This window comes from Kutzneria chonburiensis (assembly GCF_028622115.1).
Lineage (GTDB): Bacteria > Actinomycetota > Actinomycetes > Mycobacteriales > Pseudonocardiaceae > Kutzneria > Kutzneria chonburiensis.
Genome location: NZ_CP097263.1, coordinates 7526148 through 7546222, shown reverse-complemented (window position 1 = coordinate 7546222; position 20075 = coordinate 7526148). Strand labels below are relative to the sequence as shown.

Sequence of the window (20075 nt, the reverse complement as noted above, 5' to 3'; positions counted from 1 at the left end):
GTCGTAGTCAGTGCAGACCGGGGCGAGGGGACAGAGGACCTCCGTGCCACGTCGTTTCGGGGCGACAGGTGACGCAGAGGACTGGATGACCACCGATGGCCCGTACCTGATCTCGGGGACCAGGTACGGGCCATCGGTGTCTTCGCCGTCGGCTACGGCTTGAGCACCTCGACGCCGCCGACGTACGGACGCAACGCCTCGGGCACCCGCACCGAGCCGTCGGCCTGCTGGTGGTTCTCCATGATCGCGACGATCCACCGGGTCGTCGCCAGCGTGCCGTTGAGCGTGGCCACCGTCTGCGGCTTGCCGTCCGCGTCCCGGTAGCGGATGTTCAGCCGCCGCGCCTGGAAGGTGGTGCAGTTCGAGGTGGAGGTCACCTCGCGGTAGGTCTGCTGGGTCGGGACCCAGGCCTCGCAGTCGTACTTGCGGGCGGCCGACGCGCCCAGGTCGCCGCTGGCGGTGTCGATCACCCGGTAGGGCAGCTCGACCTTGGCCAGCATCTCCTCTTCCCAGGCCAGCAGCCGCTGGTGCTCCTCGGCGGCCAGCTCCGGCGGGCAGTAGGAGAACATCTCGACCTTGTCGAACTGGTGCACCCGGATGATGCCGCGGGTGTCCTTGCCGTACGAGCCGGCCTCCCGCCGGTAGCACGACGACCAGCCGGCGTAGCGCTTCGGGCCGTTGGACAGGTCGAGGATCTCGTCGCTGTGGTAGCCGGCCAGCGGCACCTCGGAGGTGCCGACCAGGAACAGGTCGTCGTCGCGCAGCCGGTAGACCTCGCTGGCGTGCGCGCCGAGGAAGCCGGTGCCCTCCATGATCTCCGGGCGGACCAGCGACGGCGTGATCATCGGCGTGAAGCCGGCCGCGACGGCCTGCTGCACAGCCATGCTGAGCAGGCCGATCTGGAGTTGCGCGCCGATGCCGGTGAGGAAGTAGAAGCGCGAGCCCGCGACCTTGGCCCCGCGCTCCATGTCCAGCGCGCCCAGCGACTCCATCAGCTCGACGTGGTCGCGCGGGGTGAAGTCGAACTCCCGCGGCGTGCCGACGTGCTTGAGCACGACGTAGTCGTCCTCGCCGCCCTCGGGCACGCCCGGCTCGACGATGTTCTGGATCCGCTTCTGCGCGTCGGCCAGCGCGGCGTCGGCCTCGGACTGCTCGGCCTCGGCCGCCTTGACCTCGGCCGCCAGCTCCTTGCCCTTGGCCAGCAGCGCCGCGCGCTCGTCACCCTGGGCCTTGCCGACCTGCTTGCCGAGCGCCTTCTGCTCACCCCGCAGCGAGTCGGCCCGGGACACCGCGGAGCGGCGCCGCTCGTCGGCGGACAGCAACGCGTCCACCAGCGACGGGTCCTCGCCCCGTGCGCGCTGGGACGCACGGACCGCTTCCGGGTTCTCTCGCAGTGTCCTGAGGTCAATCACCCGGGGAAATCTACCCGGGGGCCGAACGCCGGGTCGCGGGGATATCCCCTCAGCTGACCGCGACCGCCACCACGAGGCCGAGCGCCACGTTGGCCGCGGCGACGACCGCGCTGGCCGGGGTGAACTTCTCGGCCGCCAGCATGGCCCCGATGTCCAGCCGCATGGCGAACTCGAAGACCCGCATCACCACCACCTGGGCGATGATGCCGACCAGGCCGAAGACCAGCGCCGTGATCAGCCCGTCGGACAGCTTGGCCGGCGAGTTGTAGATCGCGATCACGATGATGAAGGCGATGCTGAACAGGCCCGACGCGGTGACAACGGCCGCGTTCGGCCGACCGTCCCGGACCAGCTGCGACAGCTTGCCCGGGGTGGTCCAGTCGATGACGTAGAAGCCGGCGAGCATCAACGCCAGGCCGATCACCGCGTACGCCGCGATGGCCCCGATGCCGTAGCCGAGGGAAGCAATCGTCATGGCCAGGCAGTATTCACGACTCGACGATGCGGTGCGGCACGAAAGCGGCCCCGTCGTCGGTCACAAGTCCGACACTTTCCCGGATCCCCATGCCGGCGGCCGACTCGTCGACGATCCACGCGCCCAGCACCGGCCGGTAGCCGCCGAACTCGGGCAGCGGGTCGAACAGCTGGTAGACGTAGCCCTCACGGCCGTAGACGCCGCCGGTCTGGGTCTCGTAGCCCGGGGCCACGATCTGCACGTTGGCCCCTTCGCGGCCCAACAGCGGCTTGCGCACGTACTCGGTGAGCATGCCCGGCTCGTTCAGGTAGGCCGGCAGCAGATTGGGGTGGCCGGGGTACATCTCCCACAGCACGGCCAGCAGCGCCTTGTTGGACAGCAGCATCTTCCACAGCGGCTCGATCCACAGCGTGCCGGGCAGCGACTCCACGGCGAAGCGGCCGAACTCCTCCTCGGCCACCCACTCCCACGGGTAGAGCTTCACCACGGTGTTCATCGGCGCCTCTTCGAGGTCGACGAACCGCTTGAGCAGCCGGTCCCAGCCGATGTCCTCGATGGCCAGCCCGATGGTGTCCAGCCCGGCCGCGGCCGCGGTCTCCTGGAGGTAGGACACGGTCACGTGGTCCTCGCCCGAGGTGTCGCCCTCGGACCAGGTGAAGTGCAGCTCGTTGGAGGGCAGCAGGTCCTTGACCGCGCCCCACCGCTCGACCAGCTTCTCGTGGATCGAGTTCCACTGGTCGTCGTCCGGGAACAGGTCGGTCTTCCAGTTCCACTGGATGATCGACGCCTCGACCAGCGAGGTCGGCGTGTCGGCGTTGTACTCCAGCAGCTTGGCCGGGCCGGTCGCGTCGTAGCGCAGGTCGAAGCGCCCGTAGACGTGCGGGTCGCGGCGTTTCCACGACTCGGCGACGGCCGGCCAGATCCACTCCGGCAGCGCGAACTCCCGGTACCGCTCGGTCGTCACCACGTTGTCCACGGCCGCCAGGCACATGGAGTGCAGCAGCTCGACATCGGCTTCGAGGGACAGGATCTCGTCCATCTCGAAGACGTAGTGCGCCGACTCGTCCCAGTAGGGGCGCTGCGCGCCGTTGGCCCCGGCCGACGGCGAGCCGAACACCAGGCCCTGCTCCTGGACGAGCGACTGCCAGTTCGGCCGTGGCCGAGAGGTCTCCCGCCGCACTGCTCAGCTGCCCCCGCTCTTGCCCGAGCTCCCGTGGCTGGACGACCCGCTGTCGCCGCCGCTGCTGCCCCCGCTGCTGCCGCTCTTCACGCCGAACCCGCCGCGCGAGATGGTCGAGCCGCTGGAGGTCTTGACCGTGGTGTTGCCGCTGGGCGCGGTGGTGGTGCCGCCGACGGCCCGCTGGCCGATGCCGCCGCTGCCGCCGTAGTAGTAGTGGTACTGCCGCCCACCGGGAAAGATGAAGAACCCGCCCGGGTTGTAGTAGCCGCCGTTGCCGGCGAAGTAGGACGAGTTGGTGTTGCAGTAGTCGTCGTTGACGACCACGCCGCTGTCGTCGGTGCAGCGGGCCGTGACCTCCTGCGACGGGCTGGACAGCGCGTAGCCGGCGGCGATGATGCCGACCAGGCCGACCGTGACGCCGCCGCCGATCATCACCCGTTTGCGGATCTTCTTCTTGCGCGCGAGGGCGGCCGCGTCGGCCTCCTCCTGCTCGAGGCGCTCGCGCTCCTCCTCGGCCGCCCGCTGGCGGGCCCTGCGCTCCGCGAGCGTGGGCTCACGCGGCGTGGTCGAGGCGTCCTGGAACCTCATTCGGCCCGGTTTCGGCTGCTCAGCCGCGTCGGGCCCGTCATCGTCCGCCATGGTCGCCCTCCTGATGTGCACGGTACCTACTCCCGGCCGGCTGGTCCGCACGGGCATCATGGTTGTGATGTCTGAACTCGCTGAGTGGTTTCATCCGAAACGGCGGACCGGCCAGACCCGGCTGCTGATGCTGGGCGCCGTGGTCGGCGCCCTGGTCGTGCTGACGTCGAGCACGCTGTTCTCGTGGCCGATCACGGGCGGCCTGTCCGCGACCGCGGCCGACGATCCCAACGTGGCCTTCGACGCGCCCGACGGGAGCTGCCTGACCTGGCCCAACGGCAGCCCCGACATCAAGAAGGTGGACTGCTCGGCCAATCACCTGTTCGAGATCGCCGGCACGCTCGACCTGACCGGCAAGTACCCGGCCGGCGCACCGTTCCCGGACGGCACGCTGTGGCAGAAGATCGCAAAGGACAACTGCGGGCCGGTGGTGTCCAAGTACATGAACGGCAAGCTCGACCCGAGCGGCAAGTACAGCGCCAACGCGCTCAACCCGACCAACCAGCAGTGGTCCGGCGGCGCGCGCACCATCCGCTGCGGCTTGGAGGCCGCCGGCCCGGCCGGGGCGTTGCAGCCGACCACCGGCTCGGCCAAGACGGCCGACCAGTCGCCGATCTACCCGGTCGGCACCTGCCTGGGCATCAAGGACAAGGCGGTCAGCGACCCCGTGCCCTGCACCAAGGAGCACGCGTACGAGATCGTCGGCATCGTCGACCTGAAGTCCCAGTTCCCGGACGGCTACCCGGCCGAGGACAAGCAGCAGACGGCGCTGTCCGCGCGCTGCGTGCAGGCGGCCAACGACTACACCGGCAACTACGACCTCACCAAGAACAAGCTCGGCCTGACCTGGGACAACATCAAGCAGGACAGCTGGAACCTGGGCTCGACGAAGGTCAACTGCAAGGTCGGCCAGAAGCTCGATGACGGCAGCGGGCTACAGACCATCACCAACTCGGTCAAGGGTGTCGGCGGTGGCGCGGCCGCCACCAGCACCTCGACCAGCTCGCCCCCGGCCGGCGGCTGATGGCGTTCACCATGACCGACCGGCGCTTCGACGAGCTGGTCGGCGATGCGCTCGACCTCGTCCCGCCGCGGCTGGCCGAGGCGATGGACAACGTGGTCATCCTGGTCGAGGACCGCAACGCCGATGAGCCGTCGCTGCTCGGCCTCTATCACGGCATCGCGCTGACCGAGCGGACCAGCCACTACGGCTTCGCCCTTCCGGACCAGATCTTCATCTACCGGCAGGCGATCCTGGACGTCTGCGAGACGGAGGAGGACGTCGTCGACGAAGTTGCCGTGACCGTGGTGCACGAGATCGCGCACCATTTCGGCATCGACGACGACACCCTGCACGAGCTGGGCTGGGGCTGATTCACCCGCGCCGGGCTTCGAGGCCGGCGATGAGCGCGGTCAGGCCGAGCTCGAACACCCGCTCCGCGTCCGGCGCGCCGACGGAGTGGTCCAGCACCGAGCCGGTCGCGAGGTACTCGACCGCACGCACCGTCGGGAACAGCTCGTCCTCGGGCCAGCCCGCTTCCCGCAGCACGTCGAAGACCTGCTCGTAGGCGCCGAGCACCAGCGGCGAGCGGATGGGCTGGGTGGTGATCAGCGGGACCACGTTCGGATGGGCGGCCAGCGTGGCCCGGTAGGAACGGGCCAGCCGGTCCAGCGCGACGGTCCATGGGCGCAGCCCGGTCGCGCCGATGTCGAACTCGGCCAGCAGCAACTCGCGCAGGCCGTCGATGATCTCGCTCCGGCCGGCGACGTGGTTGTACAGCGAAGGCCCCTTGACCCCCAGCTCGGCGGCGATCCGGTTGGTGGACAAGGCGTCCGGGCCGTGCTCGTCCACGATCCGCAGCGCCGCGCGCACGATGGCGTCCCGGCTGAGCAGCGGATTCTTCGGTCGTGGCACCGGAAATCGCTCCCTTGTGGCCGGGCCGGCAGTGACCTACCGTGCACACAAACTATAACCTCTAGTTTAGGCGGCGCCGGTGGACTACGAGGAGTACCGGAAGTTCGACGCGGTCGGTCTGGCCGAGCTGGTGGCGAAGGGCGAGGTCAGCGCGGCCGAGCTGCTCGACACCGCGATCGAACGGGCCGACAAGGTCAACCCGAGGCTGAACGCGATCGTGCACCCGATGCACGACATCGCCCGGCAGCGTGCGGCCGCGCCGCTGTCCGGTCCACTGGCCGGCGTGCCGTTCCTGATCAAGGACCTTGGGCAGGACTTCCAGGGCCTGCCGACCGGCTCCGGCTCGCGGTCCCTGCGTGGGCATCGCGCCGCCGCCAACAGCATCGTCGTCCAGCGCTGGCTCGACGCCGGCCTGGTGATCTTCGGCAAGACGGCGACGCCGGAGTTCGGCACCAAGGCCGTGACCGAGTCGGCGGCCACCGGGCCGACCCGCAACCCGTGGCACCTCGACCACACGCCCGGCGGTTCCTCCGGGGGCTCCGCCGCCGCGGTCGCCGCCGGCATCGTGCCCGTCGCCGGGGCCAGTGACGGCGGCGGCTCCATCCGGATTCCCGCCGCCTGCTGCGGACTCTTCGGGCTCAAGCCCGGACGCGGCCTGGTGTCGAGCGGTCCGGGCCAGGCGGAGAACTTCCTCGGCGCCGCAACCGACGGCGTCCTGTCGCGCACGGTCCGGGACACCGCCGCGATGCTGGACGTCCTGACCGCTAGCCCCGATCTCGGCGGCCCGTATCTGCCGGCGCTGCCGGACACGTCGTTCGCCGAACTGGCCCGTCGTGAGCCAGGCAAGCTCCGGATCGGCTTCACCAGCCGCTCGCCGATCGGCGGTCCGGTCCATGCGGACGCCGTAGTGGCGGTCGAGCAGGCCGCGAAGCTGCTCGCTGACCTCGGTCACGACGTCGAACCGGCGGAGTCGGGTGTGGACGGCGAGCAGCTCTCGCGCGACTTCCTGTCCGCCTGGTACGCGAATGCCGCGGCGACCATTGCCGAGATCCGGCGCGAAACCGGTGCCCGGACCAAGGACTTCGAGGTCGACACCCGGCTGCTCGCGGCCGGCGGATGGGCGCAGCGGGCGCCGGAGTACGTGATGGCGCATGACCGGTGGAACGCCCATTCCCGGGCGCTGGCAGCGTTCCACGAGCGCTACGACCTGCTGCTCACTCCGACGCTGGCCCGTCCGCCGGTGCGCGTCGGCGAACTCGCCACGCCGCTGGCCGTGCGGGTGCTCGGCGAGATCCTGCTGCGGCTGAACCTGGCCGGGCGGCTGACCAGGACGAAGATCTGGGCCGACCAGATCATCGCCAACCTGGGCCCGGTGCCGTACACCCAGCTGGCCAACCTCACCGGTCGGCCGGCCATGTCGGTACCGCTCTACCGCACCGCGCAAGGCCTCCCGCTCGGCGTTCAATTCGTCGGCGGCCTCGGCAGCGAGCCGACGCTGCTGGCACTGGCCGGGCAGCTGGAAGCCGCCCAGCCGTGGGCCGATCAGGAGCCGCCGCTGTGAGCGTCAGCCGACCGGGACGTCGGCCCATTCCAGGCAGCGCCAACCCGTCGGCGAGGCGGAATCGGCCTCCAGGACCACTCGGGCGCCGTTGTGCAGCAGATGTTGGTCGGCCAGTTCGGCGTCGACGTTCGGGGACAGCGCGAACGAGGTGATGCGGATGGCGGCGCCGTGGCTGACCAGCACGACGACGCCGTCCTCATGCCGGGCCCGGATGTCGGCGACCATCGGCAGGAAACGGTCGAGGACCTGCTGGGCCGATTCGCCGCCGGGCATCGGGACGTCCAGGTCCAGCGACCGGGTCCAGCGGTGGAAGACGTCGAAGAAGGCCCGGATGGACTCCGGGTCGTTGCGGCACTCCAGGTCGCCGACGAACGCCTCGTGAATGCCGTCGACCACCTGCACGTCGAGCTGGTGGGCGGCGGCGATGGGCGCGGCGGTCTCCTGGGCCCGTACGGCGACGCTGGCGTACACGGCGACCACCGGCTGGCCGGCGAGCGACTCGGCCACCGCGGCGGCCTGCTCACGGCCGAGGTCGGTCAGCGGCGGGCCGGGCGGCCGGGAGTCGAGCGAGCCGATGACGTTGGACGGGGTCTGGCCGTGGCGTACGAGCACCAACCGCAAGTCGCTCACGCGCTTTCCCCGCGCCGAATGGCGGCCAGCCACTCGGCCGCGGCGTCGAAGTCGGCGTCGGTGGTGGGGCTCTTGACCGCGGTCGGCTCGTTGTCGGTCCGCGGGTACGAGCCGAGGAACCGCACCTCGATGCAGCGCCGGTGCAGCGCGGCCAGCGCGTCGCCGATGCGCTGTTCGGCGATGTGCCCCTCGACGTCCAGATAGAACCGGTAGGTGCCGAACAGCTCCTTGGTCGGGCGGGCCTCCAACCGGGTCAGGTTGATCTCCCGCAGGGCCAGCTCGTGCAGCACGTTGGACAGCGCGCCGACCTCGTTCGGGGTCACCGCGACCAGCGAAGTGCGGTCGGTGCCGGTGGGCGCCGGCAGGGCGCCGGGCTTGGCCACCAGCAGGAACCGCGTCTTGGCGTCCTTGACGTCGCCGAGGCCCTTGACCAGCTCGTTCAGCGGGTAGTGCAACACCGCGACCGGCGCGCTGACCGCCGCGTCGAACTGCCCGGCCAGCACCTCGGCCGCGGCGGCCGAGGTCGAGCTGGTGGCGATCGCGGTGGCCTTGGGCAGGTTGGTCTCCAGCCAGTCCCGGACCTGGGCCAGCCCGTGCGGGTGGCTGGCCACGGTCCTGATGTCATCCAGGCTGGTGCCTTCCCGGGCCAACAGCGTGAAGTGCACCGGGAGCACGTACTCGGCCACGGCCACCACCGGGTCGCCCAGCGCCAGCGCGTCCATGGTCGCCGGCACCGCGCCCTCGACCGAGTTCTCCACCGGGACGCAGCCCCGGTCGACCTCGCCGGCGCGCACGGCGGCCACCACCGCGGGGGTCGTGGGGTACGGGACGAACTCGTCCGTCTCCGGATCGGCCAGCTGGCGCACGGCCTGCTCGGTGAAGGTGCCCTGCGGTCCGAAATAGCCGATGCGTGCCACCACGCCACCCTACGACGCGGCTTCGAGCCGTCGGCGTTGAGGCATATATCACCCACTCGGACGGTGGCCTCCCCAGTTACGCGGCGTGTCGGTCGCCTGCAATGCTTGGGCTGTGACCGCCGAACCGGAGGGCCACCTGGCCACTCCGCCGCTCGAACTCGTGCTCTGCGCCGTCGAGGCGCCGCTGGCGCGAGCCTGGCAGACCGTCGCCGACCACCGCCCCGGCATCCGCGTGCACCCCGGTTCCGTGCTGGACATCGAGGCCCAGGCCGTGGTCAGCCCGGCCAACTCGTTCGGCTGGATGCGCGCCGGCATCGACGCGCTCTACTCGCGGGCCTTCCCGGAGGTGGAGCAGAACGTGCGCAGCGGCGTGCTGGCCTATCACGGCGGCGAGCTCCCCGTGGGTGAAGCCATCATCGTGCCAACGGGTGAGGTTGCGCCCGAATGGATGATCAGCGCGCCCACGATGCGTGAGGCCGGCGAGCAGCTGCCGGCCGACACCGTGCACCCCTACCTGGCCGCCCGCGCGGTGTTCCGGCTGTGGCTGCACGCCCGCCTCGAGACCGGTGTCCCGGTGCGCGACGCGGTCCGCACGATCGCCATGCCGGGCCTGGGCACCGGCGTCGGCGAAGTCGAGCCGGAGACCTGCGCCCGCCAGGTGGCGGCGGCGTGGGACGAGGTCTTCAGCGAGCTCACCACCAGCAGCTGACCACCCCCGCGAGTCCCGCTCAGCGTCACACCGAAATCCCGAAACGGATTCATACAGTTCGGTGTGACGCTAGGCGGGACTCGCGGGGTGAGTTCGCGTAGCAGTTCCAGCTCGTCGTGCAGCGGGATGTCGTAGCGGCCGATCTCGGGGATCTGTGGCTTGAGCCGGCGGGCCTCGTCGGCCGCGCCCGGCCGCACGGCGATCAGCCGGAAGTCCCGGCGCTGGTAGAAGCGCAGCGCGTCCAGGTTGTCGTTGGTGGTGGTGACGATCAGCCGCCGCACGTCCCGCCGCCGGGCCTCGTCGGACACCGCCGTGATCAGGGCCGATCCGACACCGCCGTTGGGCGTCACCGCGTCGACCGTGACGATCTCCAGCGTGTCGCCGCTGACGTCATAGGTCAGCAGACCGGCCAGCCGGCCGTCCCGGACCGCGACCAGGCCCGGCAGCTCGGCCGGCCGGAACACGGTGCCGTGCGCGACGGCGGTGGCCGCTCCCCAGCGGCTGGCGATGAACCGGCCCAGCGCCGGCCGGTCCGTGTTCACGACGGGCTTGATCCGCAGCGTGTTGTCGGCCACCCGTCAACGGTGGCACACGGAATCGGCCCGCGGGCTACCTTGTGTGGGTGACGGTCAGCGTGTTGCTCGTCGACGACCACGAGATCGTCCGGCGGGGCCTGCGGGACCTGCTCGACAGCGAGGCCGACATCGAGGTGGTGGCCGAAGCCGGCGGTGTCGGCGAGGCCATCGTGCTGGCCCAGGCCCGTCGTCCGGACGTCGCGGTCGTCGACATGCGCCTGCCCGACGGCGACGGCGTGACCCTGTGCCGGGATCTGCGCGCGCTGCCGGGCGGCCCGCGCTGCCTGGTGCTGACCGCCTTCGACGACGAGGAGGCGCTCGTCAACGCCATCCTGGCCGGGGCGTCGGGCTATCTGCTCAAGCAGGTCCGCGGCCAGGATCTCGTGCAGGCCGTCCGTGAGGTCGCGGCCGGCCGTTCGCTGCTCGATCCCGTGACGACCGCGCATGTGTTGGAACGCATGCGCCGCCCCGAGCCGACCGACGACCTGGCCGGGCTGACCGAGCAGGAGCGCAAGGTCCTCACGCTGATCGGCGACGGCCTGACCAACCGCCAGATCGCCGAACGGCTATTCCTGGCCGAGAAGACCGTCAAGAACTACGTCACGGCCGTGCTGGCCAAGCTGGGCATGGAGCGCCGCACCCAGGCTGCCGCCTGGGTGGCGAAGCGGTCCCGGCCCTAGAGGGGAACCTCCCAGCGCACCGAGGTTCCGGTGCGGGCACTGGATTCCACGACGCAGGTGCCGCCGGCCGCTTCGGCCCGTTCTTCGAGGTGCAGCAAGCCGCGACGGGCGACGCCGGGCGGGATGCCGCAGCCGTTGTCCACGACCTTGAGCTTCAGGCCCTTGTCGTCACGGCACAACGAGACCTCGACGGCGCTGGCCCCGGAGTGACGGACCACGTTGGACAAGGCCTCCCGGAGCGCCGCACGGGTGTGGTCGGCGACGACCGGGGGCACGTCGGCGAAGTCGCCGTGGATCTCGAAGGTCGGCGCGAAGCCGAGCAGCTCGCCGGCCGTCGCGACCTCGGCCCGGGCCGTCTCCAACAGCGCCGGCGACGGGTAGCGCGGGTCGGTGTTGCGCAGTGAGCGGACCGTGGCCCTGACCTCAGCGATGGTCTGGTCGAGCTGGTCCACGGCGTCGGCCAGGCGTTTGCCCTCGGTCGGCGAGAGCTTGTTGCCCAGCTGCCGGCTCATCAGGTCCAGCTGCACGCCGGCGCCGTACAGCCGTTGGATGATCACGTCGTGCAGGTCGCGGGCGATGCGCTCGCGCTCCTGGTAGACGGCGACGCGTTCGCGGGCCGTCGCCCCCTCGGCCAGCACCAGGGCAAGCCCGGCCTGGGCCGCGAAGGAGTTCAGCACGTCGACAGTGGCCGGCCCGAAGGGCTCGTGCCCGCGCCGCCGGTACACCGCCAGCGCCCCGAGACGCCGCTCGGCCGTGCCGAACGGCACCACCGCGAACGGCCCGTACAGACGCAGGATCGGCGGCACGAACGGGGCCGTGCTCGGGTCGGAGGTGAAGTCGTCGACCATCACCGGCTCGCCGCCGCGGGCCACCCGCGCGGCCACCGACCGGGACGACAGCACCGTGCCGACCGGGTCCACGCCGCCGTAAGCGGCTTCCACCGTCAGCTTGTCGTCCTCCCCGCGCACACCGACCAGGCACAAATGGGCACCGGCAAGGTCGGCCGCACCCCGAACCACCAGTGGCAGCACGGCATCGGGGTCTTCCCCGGACAGTGCGGCGTTGGTGATCTCGGTGGCGACCTGGAGGGTGCGGCTGGCGAGTGCGGGATCCATGATTCGCATTCGAGCCTAGACCGCCTCTCGCTTGCGCACCCGGACATTGCCGTCGCGCACCTCGATCAGCAGGTCGGCCTCGGCCGCCTCGTCGAGCCGGTGGGTCACGTGCACGACGGTACGACCGGCCAGCCGCTCCCGCAGCCGTTGCCGCAGCGCCGCCGCCGTCGGCTCGTCCAGGTGGGCCGTCGGCTCATCCAGCAGCACCAGGCTCGCGTGATCGGCCCGCAGCAGCGCCCGGGCCATCGCCAGCCGCTGCGCCTCCCCGCCCGACACCGCCGCCCCGCCCGTGCCCACCACCACGTCCAGCCGCTCGGTCCAGGCACCAAGCTGCGCGTCCCGCAAGGCTTCCCGCAGCCGCTCGTCGTCCGCCTCGGGATCCCCCAGCCGCAGGTTCTCTCGCACCGTCGTCGACACCAGCTGCGGCTCTTGCGGGCACCACGACACGACTCCCGGTACCTCCGCCACGCCTCGATCGGCGTCCAGGAATCCCAGCAGTAGAGCCATCAACGTGGATTTGCCGGCCCCCGACGGCCCGACAACAGCCACGTGACTCCCCGCCGGGACGTCCAGCTCGACGCCACGCAACGCCGGCCGCACTGCCCCCGGCCACCGCACGTCCACACCGGCCAATCGAATGGTGTTGCGGGGAGAAGGGCTCTCCCGACGAGTCGAGCCCCCTCCCCGCAAGTCCCGGTCAGCTCAGTGACCCGCTGATGTGCGGACCTGAGGGCACCCCACTGCTGAGCTGCCGGGGGAATGGCCGCGACCGCTTCGGTCGTGGCCAACGGCACCAGCGCCAACAACGGCACCAGCACCGGGTCGAGCCCGGCGGCCGAAGCGGCCAGCCAGGCACAGATCAGGGTCGCCACGCCGATCGAGGCCGTGACGAGAGCGTTTGCGGCCCCAGCACCGAGCGCCTGCCGGCGAGCGGTGGCGGCCAGTTCGGCATCCGCGGCGGCGAGTTCGGCTCGACGGCGACGTACCGCGCCGAAGGCGATCAGGTCGGGGGCGGCGTCGAACAGGGTGAGCACCTTGGCGGCCACGTCCCGGCGGCCGGCGGCCAGGGCCGAGGTGGCGCGGCGCTCCACCGCCAGGGCGATCAACGGCCCGCCGACGCCGGCCACCAGCAACGCGATCGCCAGCACCAGGCCGGCGGCGGGCAGCACGGCGGCCTCCAGGATCACCGCGCCGATGGCCACCAGCAGGCCGACCAGCGGCGGCACCAGCACGCGGGGCACGAGATCCCGCACGGTGTCGGTGTCGTCGACCAGGCGCTGCACGCCGTCGGTGCGGCGCAGCGTGGTGGTACGGGCTGGGCCGATGCGGACCAGCGCCGCCCAGAGCTCGGTCCGCAGGCGGCCGCCGAGCCGGAAGGCGGCGTCGTGCGTGACCAGGCGCTCCACGTAGCGCAAGGCACCCTTGCTCAGGCCGAACGCCCGCACCGCCACCACGGCGACCGCGAGCGCGGCCTCCGGCGGTTGCTGGGACGCGCGGGCGATCAGCCAGGCTGCGGTGGCGGTCAGCGCGATGCCACTGCCCACGGCCAGCACACCGAGCAGGACGCCGATCATGGACCGACGGTTCAGCAGGTCCGTGACGCGGGCCTTCGACGCCACCAGATCCGACTTGGTGGCCTCCGACGCCACTTCAGCGACAACGGCGGCGTCCTCGGCGGCGGCGATCCGGTGCGTGGCCAGCAGCACGCCGACGCCGGTGGCGGCGGCGTCCTCGATGGCCGTCATGACCAGCCCGGCGGTCGCCGGGTCCAGGTGCGCGGTCGGCTCGTCCAGCAGCAGCCAGCGCGCACCCTGGTCCACCCGCAGCAGCGCCCGGGCGATGGCCACCCGCTGCCGTTCGCCGGTGGACAGCTCCACGATCGGCCGCTCCAGCAGGTGCGCCGCACCGATCCGCTCGGCCACGCCGGCCAGGTCGCCGCCGACCAACGCCAGCTCGTCCGCGACGATCTCGGCGCTGAACGCCGGGCGCTGCGGCACCCACGCCACCTGCCGTCGCCATGTCGACAAATCCACTGTAGACAGATCGACACCGCCGACCGTTACCCGGCCCCGCGTGGGCCGCACAAAGCCGAGCAGCACGGCCAGTGTGGTCGATTTCCCGGCCCCGCTGGGCGAATCCAGGCGCGTGATGTGTCCTGATCGGACGGTGAACGACGCCCCGTCGGGCGCGAGCTGACCACGCCGCTCCACCGAGAGCCGGTCAACAATGATCTCGCCGTCGGCGATCTCGCCGCGGTGCTGGTCGACGGGCTCGATCTCGGCGACGCGGCGCACCGCCTCCAGGCCGTCCTCGCTGGCGTGGAAGGCCGCGCCAGCGGCGCGCAGCGGCAGGTAGCACTCCGGGGCCAGCACCAGCACGAGCAACCCGGTGGCCAGGCCTAGTGAACCGCCGACCAGCCGCAAGCCGATGTCCACGGCCACCAGCGCCACCGACAGCGTGGCAATGGTCTCCAGCGCGAACGCCGACAGGAAAGCCACCCGCAGCGTGGTTCCGGTGGCCTTGCGGTGCTGCTCCCCGACCCGGCGCACCGCCTCGGCCTGCGCCTCGGCCCGACCGAACGCGGTCAGCACGGGCAACGCGCGCACCAACTCCAGCAGGTGCCCGGACAGCCGCGCGGTGGCGTCGGCCGACTTGGCCGTGCGCTGCTCGGTATACCGGCCGATGAGGATGGCGAACAGCGGGATCAGCGGCACCGTGATGACGATCAGCACCGCCGACTGAAGGTCCGTGACCAGGATGGCCAGGCCGACCAACGCCGGCACCACGGCCGCGGTCACCAGCGCCGGCAGGTAGCGCGTGAAGTACGCGTCCAGCGCGTCCAAACCCTTGGTGGCCACCACGGTCAGCTCCGCCGGCCCGTGCGTGGCGATCCACTCCGGACCGTGCGCCATGGCCCGGTCCAGCGCCCGGGCCCGCAGCTCTTCCTTGGCCCCGGCAGCAGCCCGCGCCGACATCGTGTCCAGCGCCCAGACCAGCACTGACCGGGCAATCACCGCGCCGGCCAGCAGGGCGAACGGCCGGTCGCCGTGCCCGGTGACCACGGACGCGAGCACCGAGGACAGCGCCCACGCCTGCGCCACCACGGACACGGCGTTCAGCACCGACAGCAGCCCGCACACCACCAGCGCGCGGCGCGTGGTCGGTGACAGCGCCGGCAGGTCGCCCAGCGGTCCGCGGCTCACGGCACGTGCACCGGCGGGATGTGGGCCGCACTGATGCGCTTGCGGAACACCCAGTACGTCCAGCCCTGATAGACCAAGATGGCCGGCGTGCCGAAGGCGGCGACCCAGGTGATCACGCCCAGCGTGTACGGGCTGGACGCCGAGTTGGCCACGGTCAACGAGAAGCTCGGGTCCACAGTGGACGAGATGATGGCCGGGAAGTCCGAGCCGAACAGCGACATCACCGCGGCGGCAATCACCAAGCCCAGCAGGGCGAACGCCTGCCCCTCACGCTTGGCCGCCAGCCGTACCAGCGCACCGGCCCCGGCCAGCAGCCCGACCGCGGCGATCACGATGGTCACCAGACCGCCCTGGCGTACCTGCACCAACACCAGCAAGGCGGCCATCGGAAGCAGGAGGAGCGGCCCGAAGCGCAGCGCCAGCGCATGCGCCCGATGCCGGATCTCGCCGTCGGTCTTGAGCGCCACGAACACCGAGCCGTGCAGCAGGCTGAATCCGGCCAGCGCCAACGCCCCCAGCACCGCCGGCCACGTGAACAGCGCGCCGAGACCGCCGACCAGCACGCCGTCCTTGCCGATCGGCAGCCCGGTGGCGACGCCGGTGATGACCAGGCCCCAGCCCAGCGGCGGGATCCAGGAGCCCAGCAGGATCACCAGGTCCCAGCCGCGCCGCCAGCGGTCGCTGTCCACCTTGCCGCGGTACTCGAAGGCCACGCCGCGCCCGATCAGCGCCAGCAGGATGAGCAGCACCGGCAGGTACTCGGCCGAGAGCATGGTGGCGTACCAGGGCGGGAACGCGGCGAAGGTGGCGCCGATGGCCACGATCACCCACACCTCGTTGCCGTCCCAGACCGGGCCGATGGTGTTCACCAGCACCCGGCGCTCGGTGTTGTCCCGAGCCAGCAGGCGGGTCAGCATGCCGACGCCGAAGTCGAAGCCCTCCAGGAAGAAGTAGCCCGTCCAGAGCACGGCGATCACCCAGAACCACAGGGTAGGCAGGTCCACGGCAGGCTCCTCAGTACGCGAACGCGAGCACGTCGTCGTCGGACTTCTTCTCATCGGCCGGCGGCATCACGCCGGCCACTCCCGCCTTGGCGTAGCGCACCAGCAGGAACACCTCGACCACGGCCAGCACCCCGTACACCGCGGTCAGCGCGATCAGCGAGGTCAGCACCTGGCCGGCCGACACCCCCGGTGACACCGCCTGCGCGGTGTACATGAAGACACCGTCCACACCGGTCGGATTGGGCACGACCACGAAGGGCTGCCGGCCCATCTCGGTGAAGATCCAGCCGAAGCTGTTGGCCAGGAACGGGGTCGCGATGGACAGCAAAGCCAACCGTGGGAACCACTTCGTGCGCGGGATCCGGCCGCGCCGGGTCAGCCACAGCGCCAGCAGCGCCGCGCCGGCCGCGATGCCGCCGAAGCCGATCATGAAGCGGAAGCCCCAGTAGGTGACCGGCAGGTCGGGCACGTAGTCGATCGGCTGCCCCGACAGCGCGCCGAGGCTCGGGTCGACCGGGTAGTTGTGCCCGTACTTCTGCTCGTACAGCGGGATCAGGTCCTGCACGCCCTTGACCTCGGTGGAGAAGTCGTTGTGGGCCAGGAAGGACAGCAGCGCCGGCACGGTGATGCTCTTGACGTTCTCGCAGTCCGGCCGGGACACGTCGCCGTAGGCGAAGATCGAGAAGCTGGCCGGCGCCTCGGTGTGGCACAGCGCCTCGGCCGCGGCCATCTTCATCGGCTGCTGCTGGAACATCAGCTTGCCCTGGGTGTCGCCGGTCAGCGCGACCGCGGCGAAGGCGACCATGCCGATCCAGGCGCCGAGCTTGAGCGAGGCCGACCAGACCTTGCGGTCGGCGTCGTCCACAGCGGACAGCTTGTGCTTCTTCCAGAGATGCCAGGCCGAGATCCCGACCAGGAACGTGCCGGCCACCGCGAAGCCGCCCGACACCGTGTGGGTGAACGCGGCGATCGCGGTGTTGTTGGTGAGCAGCGCCCAGATCGAGGTCAGCTGCGGCTTGCCGTCGACCAGCTGGATGCCCACCGGGTGCTGCATCCACGAGTTGGCCGACAGGATGAAGTAGGCCGACGCCGTCGAGGCCAGCGAGGCCGCCCACAGGCAGGCCAGGTGCACCCGCTTGGGCAGCCGCGACCAGCCGAAGATCCACAGGCCGAGGAAGGTCGACTCGACCATGAAGGCGACGATGCCCTCCATGGCCAGCGGCGCGCCGAACACGTCGCCGACGAAGCGGGAGTAGGCCGACCAGGTCATGCCGAACTGGAACTCCTGCACGATGCCGGTGACCACACCCATGGCGAAGTTGACCAGCATCAGCTTGCCCCAGAACTTGGTCATCGCCAGGTAGTGCGCCTTCCCCGTGCGCACCCAGGCGGTCTGCATGACCGCGACCACAATGGACAGCCCGATGGTCAACGGCACCATCAGGAAGTGGTAGACGGTGGTGATCGCGAACTGCCACCTGGCCACATCGAGTACGTCCACGCTGATGACAGTGCCACCGGGACGGGGTCCCCGCTCAGGTCCCGGCGTCCCCTTCGGTCGGGACCTTGGTCCTGGGTGGACCGGGACCCTGTGATGCGACTCGCGTCGTGCGAACTCATGCGCACGCTATGATGGATAGCGCCTGAGGGGAGTAGTTCCCGAGGTCCGCCTTCATCTCGGCGGCTTCGGCGAGGCCATCGACATACTGGTTCCGCCATCGGAATCCGGTGCCTCACCCGCGTGACGCGGGCGAACGAGACCTCCGGCCGGGTGATTTCGCGCCCGGTCGGGGTTCGCGCGTCATCCCCCGGTCGGGCCACACGTGGGAGGGATCGACCCCTGTGGCCGCAAGCCTGCTGGTCCTGCTGACCGCCTTCGCCGTGGTGCTCGCCGTCGAGCTCCCGGACAAGACGCTGGTCGCGACTTTGGTGCTCACCACGCGCTATCGGGCCTGGCCCGTGTTCGTCGGCGTATGCGTGGCGTTCCTGGTGCAGTGCGTCATCGCCGTGTCGTTCGGCAGCGTGCTGACACTGCTGCCCGAGCGGATCACCGCCGGCATCGTCACCGTGTTGTTCGCCGTCGGCGCCTTCATGCTGCTGCGCGAGGGCTTCGGCGCCGAGGAGGACAGTGAGCAGGACGCCGCCCGCTCCGGCACCGGCGAGGTCTCCTTCCGGCGGGCCGCCCTCACGTCGTTCGGCGTGCTGTTCGCCGCCGAGTGGGGCGACGCCTCACAGCTGGCCACCGCCGGCCTCACCGCCCACTACGGCCACCCCTTCGCCGTCGGCATCGGCGCCTGGCTCGCCCTGGTCGCGGTGGCCGGCATCGCCGTCCTCATCGGCCGCAAGATTCGCGCCCGGGTCCGTCCGCAATTGATCCAGCGCATCGCCGGATTCGTTTTCGCCGCCTTCGCACTGTTCGCGCTGTATCAGACCATCGCCGGCTAATTGAATGAAAAATAAACGCCCCGACCTAGCGTGTCCGCCATGCAGATCAAACGACTACTTGTCGCCGCACTGGTGGCCGCGCCGCTGGTCGGCGGCCTGACCGCAGGCCCGGCCGCGGCCGCGACGAGCGGCTGGAACCCGCCGCAGCGCTTCGAGCTGGGCTACTCCGTCGCCGGCCGGGTCGGCGCGGCCAACCTCAACGGCAACATCTTCACGGTATGGCGCAATACCGCCGATGACGGCATGACCACCAATGGCCTATACGGCAGCCCTCAGGCGTTTCCGGGTAGAACAAGCGGCAATCCGGCCGCGACCGTGATGGGCGGCCGGATCTACGTCGGCTGGAAAGGCGTCGACGGCGACACTCGAATGTTCATGGCCTCGTCCGGCAATGGCTTCGACTGGTCGACGCCCACCCCCATGCCCGGCGGCGGGACCGGCGACGGCCCGGCGCTGACCGTCTGGAACGGACGGATCTACCAGGCCTGGAAGGGCGTGCCCGGGGACACCAGGATTTTCGTGGCCTCGACCGCCGACGGCGTGCACTGGTCGACGTCGTCGATCGTGCCCGGCGGCACCAGCGACAGCCCCGCCCTGACGGTGTTCGACAACCGGCTGCGGCTGGCCTGGAAGGGCCAGCCCGGTGACAACCGGCTGTTCTACTCGTCCTCGGCCGACGGCGAGAACTGGACCACGTTCAGCCCGCCCATCGCCGGCTTCACCAGCGGCAGCCCGACCCTTGCCACCTACGACAACGGCCTCTACCTGGGCTGGAAGGGCGTCCCGGGCGACGATCACCTGTACTACACGATCAGCCCGGACGGCGAGTACTGGCCGACCGGTACCGACGCCGGCGTCGGAGGCAGCGCCTATGGCCCGACGTTCGTGCAACGTCCGGACGGGACCTACCTGTACCTGCTCTGGCACACCGACGACGGCACCAACCAGATCCGCTACAGCTGGCGGCACACCGTCTAGCTCAGTGCCTGGGCGACGGCGGCCGCGGCGGCGACCACCAGCGGGCCGACCACGGTCTGGTCGAGCGGCTCCATGGAGATCACGCCGACACTGGCCCGCAGCCCCGGCACGCCCCGTACGGGGGCAGCGACGCCGTACGCCCCGGGCTGGAGTTCGCCGGTGCTGTCGACCCACTCGGGGCCGCCGGGCGGCAGGGACATGGCCTTGCCGCCGGCGCCCCGGGTGACGGGGTGACGCGTGCCGACCCGGTACGCCACGTGATAGGTCGTCCAAGAAGGCTCTATGACGGCCACAGCCTGCGCCTCGTGGCCCTCGGCCACGGTGAGGTGGGCGGTGGCCCCGACGCCCTCAGCGAGCTCCCTGAGGGGCGGCGTGGCGGCATTGCGGAGCTGGGGCACGACCTTGGCCGCCAGCTGGAGCACGCCGAGCCCCAGCCGCACCTTGGAGCCGTCCCGCAGCACGAGGCCGCGGGCCTGCAACGGGACCAGCAGCCGGTAGACGGCGGCCCGCGAAGCGCCGATGGCGGTGGCCAGATCGCTGATGCTCGGCGCACCCGTGTCGGAGTCCGCCACCGCCTGGAGCAGGGCGAGGCCCCGCTCCAGGGTCAGCGAACTCTCCCGAGTGGCCGGCTCCATCA

General features: G+C 70.9%; 20 protein-coding genes and 1 pseudogene. 7 read left to right on the top strand and 14 right to left on the bottom strand.

Features of this window, described 5'->3' with window-relative positions; genetic code table 11:
* Positions 1-152: 152 nt before the first annotated feature.
* Genes serS through M3Q35_RS34750 form a run of 4 tightly spaced genes read right to left on the bottom strand, consistent with a single transcriptional unit; the run spans position 153 to position 3706 of the window.
* Positions 153-1412, bottom strand: coding sequence for a serine--tRNA ligase (gene serS, locus M3Q35_RS34765; RefSeq protein WP_273936760.1), 1260 nt, complete (start codon positions 1410-1412; stop codon positions 153-155).
* A 49-nt stretch (positions 1413-1461) separates the two neighbouring features.
* Entirely contained in the window at positions 1462-1887 is a 426-nt protein-coding gene (locus M3Q35_RS34760; RefSeq protein ID WP_273936759.1) for a DUF350 domain-containing protein, read from the bottom strand.
* A gap of 13 nt (positions 1888-1900) precedes the next feature.
* On the bottom strand, positions 1901-3067 hold the full coding sequence (locus tag M3Q35_RS34755) for a glutathionylspermidine synthase family protein (RefSeq protein ID WP_273936758.1): 1167 nt from the start codon (positions 3065-3067) through the stop codon (positions 1901-1903).
* Positions 3068-3070: 3 nt separating this feature from the next.
* Positions 3071-3706: a hypothetical protein gene (locus M3Q35_RS34750; RefSeq protein ID WP_273936757.1), complete on the bottom strand. Its 636-nt coding sequence runs from the start codon at positions 3704-3706 to the stop codon at positions 3071-3073.
* A 67-nt stretch (positions 3707-3773) separates the two neighbouring features.
* Between M3Q35_RS34750 and M3Q35_RS34745 the strand changes: the two genes are divergently transcribed.
* Entirely contained in the window at positions 3774-4730 is a 957-nt protein-coding gene (locus M3Q35_RS34745; protein ID WP_273936756.1) for a septum formation family protein, read from the top strand.
* On the top strand, positions 4730-5080 hold the full coding sequence (locus M3Q35_RS34740) for a metallopeptidase family protein (protein WP_273936755.1): 351 nt from the start codon (positions 4730-4732) through the stop codon (positions 5078-5080). The genes M3Q35_RS34745 and M3Q35_RS34740 overlap by 1 nt, the downstream gene beginning before the upstream one ends.
* A gap of 1 nt (position 5081) precedes the next feature.
* Here M3Q35_RS34740 and M3Q35_RS34735 read toward each other — a convergent pair whose 3' ends face one another.
* The gene (locus tag M3Q35_RS34735) at positions 5082-5621 is read right to left on the bottom strand and encodes a TetR/AcrR family transcriptional regulator (protein WP_273936754.1); all 540 of its coding nucleotides are present in this window, start codon (positions 5619-5621) and stop codon (positions 5082-5084) included.
* 79 nt (positions 5622-5700) lie between these two features.
* Here M3Q35_RS34735 and M3Q35_RS34730 point away from each other — a divergent pair, with 79 nt between their 5' ends.
* Complete coding sequence (locus M3Q35_RS34730) at positions 5701-7182, top strand: amidase (RefSeq protein ID WP_273936753.1); 1482 nt, start codon at positions 5701-5703, stop codon at positions 7180-7182.
* Positions 7183-7185: 3 nt separating this feature from the next.
* Here the strand turns inward: M3Q35_RS34730 and M3Q35_RS34725 are convergent, their stop codons facing one another.
* Together M3Q35_RS34725 and pheA are read right to left on the bottom strand one after the other, a co-directional pair.
* Positions 7186-7803 (bottom strand): histidine phosphatase family protein, encoded by a 618-nt coding sequence (locus tag M3Q35_RS34725; RefSeq protein WP_273944578.1) that lies wholly within the window; start codon positions 7801-7803, stop codon positions 7186-7188.
* A gap of 5 nt (positions 7804-7808) precedes the next feature.
* Complete coding sequence (gene pheA, locus M3Q35_RS34720) at positions 7809-8729, bottom strand: prephenate dehydratase (protein WP_273936752.1); 921 nt, start codon at positions 8727-8729, stop codon at positions 7809-7811.
* Between the two features lie 112 nt (positions 8730-8841).
* Here pheA and M3Q35_RS34715 point away from each other — a divergent pair, with 112 nt between their 5' ends.
* On the top strand, positions 8842-9438 hold the full coding sequence (locus M3Q35_RS34715) for a macro domain-containing protein (RefSeq protein ID WP_273936751.1): 597 nt from the start codon (positions 8842-8844) through the stop codon (positions 9436-9438).
* Between the two features lie 212 nt (positions 9439-9650).
* Here M3Q35_RS34715 and M3Q35_RS34710 read toward each other — a convergent pair.
* A pseudogene (locus M3Q35_RS34710) lies at positions 9651-9902 on the bottom strand (GNAT family N-acetyltransferase); the annotation flags it as partial.
* A 158-nt stretch (positions 9903-10060) separates the two neighbouring features.
* On the opposite strand from M3Q35_RS34710, the gene M3Q35_RS34705 reads away from it, so the two are divergent.
* Entirely contained in the window at positions 10061-10693 is a 633-nt protein-coding gene (locus M3Q35_RS34705) for a response regulator (RefSeq protein WP_273936750.1), read from the top strand.
* Here M3Q35_RS34705 and M3Q35_RS34700 read toward each other — a convergent pair.
* The 5 genes from M3Q35_RS34700 to M3Q35_RS34685 are packed head-to-tail and all read right to left on the bottom strand — an operon-like array spanning position 10690 to position 17516.
* On the bottom strand, positions 10690-11808 hold the full coding sequence (locus M3Q35_RS34700) for a GAF domain-containing sensor histidine kinase (protein WP_273936748.1): 1119 nt from the start codon (positions 11806-11808) through the stop codon (positions 10690-10692). The two genes, M3Q35_RS34705 and M3Q35_RS34700, sit on opposite strands and share 4 nt — an antisense overlap.
* 15 nt (positions 11809-11823) lie before the next feature.
* Positions 11824-12357: an ATP-binding cassette domain-containing protein gene (locus M3Q35_RS48595; protein WP_337960506.1), complete on the bottom strand. Its 534-nt coding sequence runs from the start codon at positions 12355-12357 to the stop codon at positions 11824-11826.
* Positions 12315-15011 carry a thiol reductant ABC exporter subunit CydD gene (gene cydD / locus M3Q35_RS34695; RefSeq protein ID WP_337960505.1) on the bottom strand — a complete coding sequence of 899 codons (2697 nt, stop codon included), beginning with the start codon at positions 15009-15011 and terminating at the stop codon, positions 12315-12317. The genes M3Q35_RS48595 and cydD overlap by 43 nt, the downstream gene beginning before the upstream one ends.
* Complete coding sequence (gene cydB / locus M3Q35_RS34690) at positions 15008-16015, bottom strand: cytochrome d ubiquinol oxidase subunit II (protein WP_273936747.1); 1008 nt, start codon at positions 16013-16015, stop codon at positions 15008-15010. The genes cydD and cydB overlap by 4 nt, the downstream gene beginning before the upstream one ends.
* 10 nt (positions 16016-16025) lie before the next feature.
* Entirely contained in the window at positions 16026-17516 is a 1491-nt protein-coding gene (locus M3Q35_RS34685; protein WP_273936746.1) for a cytochrome ubiquinol oxidase subunit I, read from the bottom strand.
* Positions 17517-17869: 353 nt separating this feature from the next.
* Here M3Q35_RS34685 and M3Q35_RS34680 point away from each other — a divergent pair, with 353 nt between their 5' ends.
* Positions 17870-18460 (top strand): TMEM165/GDT1 family protein, encoded by a 591-nt coding sequence (locus M3Q35_RS34680; RefSeq protein ID WP_273944576.1) that lies wholly within the window; start codon positions 17870-17872, stop codon positions 18458-18460.
* Between the two features lie 39 nt (positions 18461-18499).
* Positions 18500-19438 carry a sialidase family protein gene (locus M3Q35_RS34675; protein WP_273936745.1) on the top strand — a complete coding sequence of 313 codons (939 nt, stop codon included), beginning with the start codon at positions 18500-18502 and terminating at the stop codon, positions 19436-19438.
* Here M3Q35_RS34675 and M3Q35_RS34670 read toward each other — a convergent pair.
* Complete coding sequence (locus M3Q35_RS34670; RefSeq protein WP_273936744.1) at positions 19435-20073, bottom strand: IclR family transcriptional regulator; 639 nt, start codon at positions 20071-20073, stop codon at positions 19435-19437. The two genes, M3Q35_RS34675 and M3Q35_RS34670, sit on opposite strands and share 4 nt — an antisense overlap.
* Positions 20074-20075: the final 2 nt, after the last annotated feature.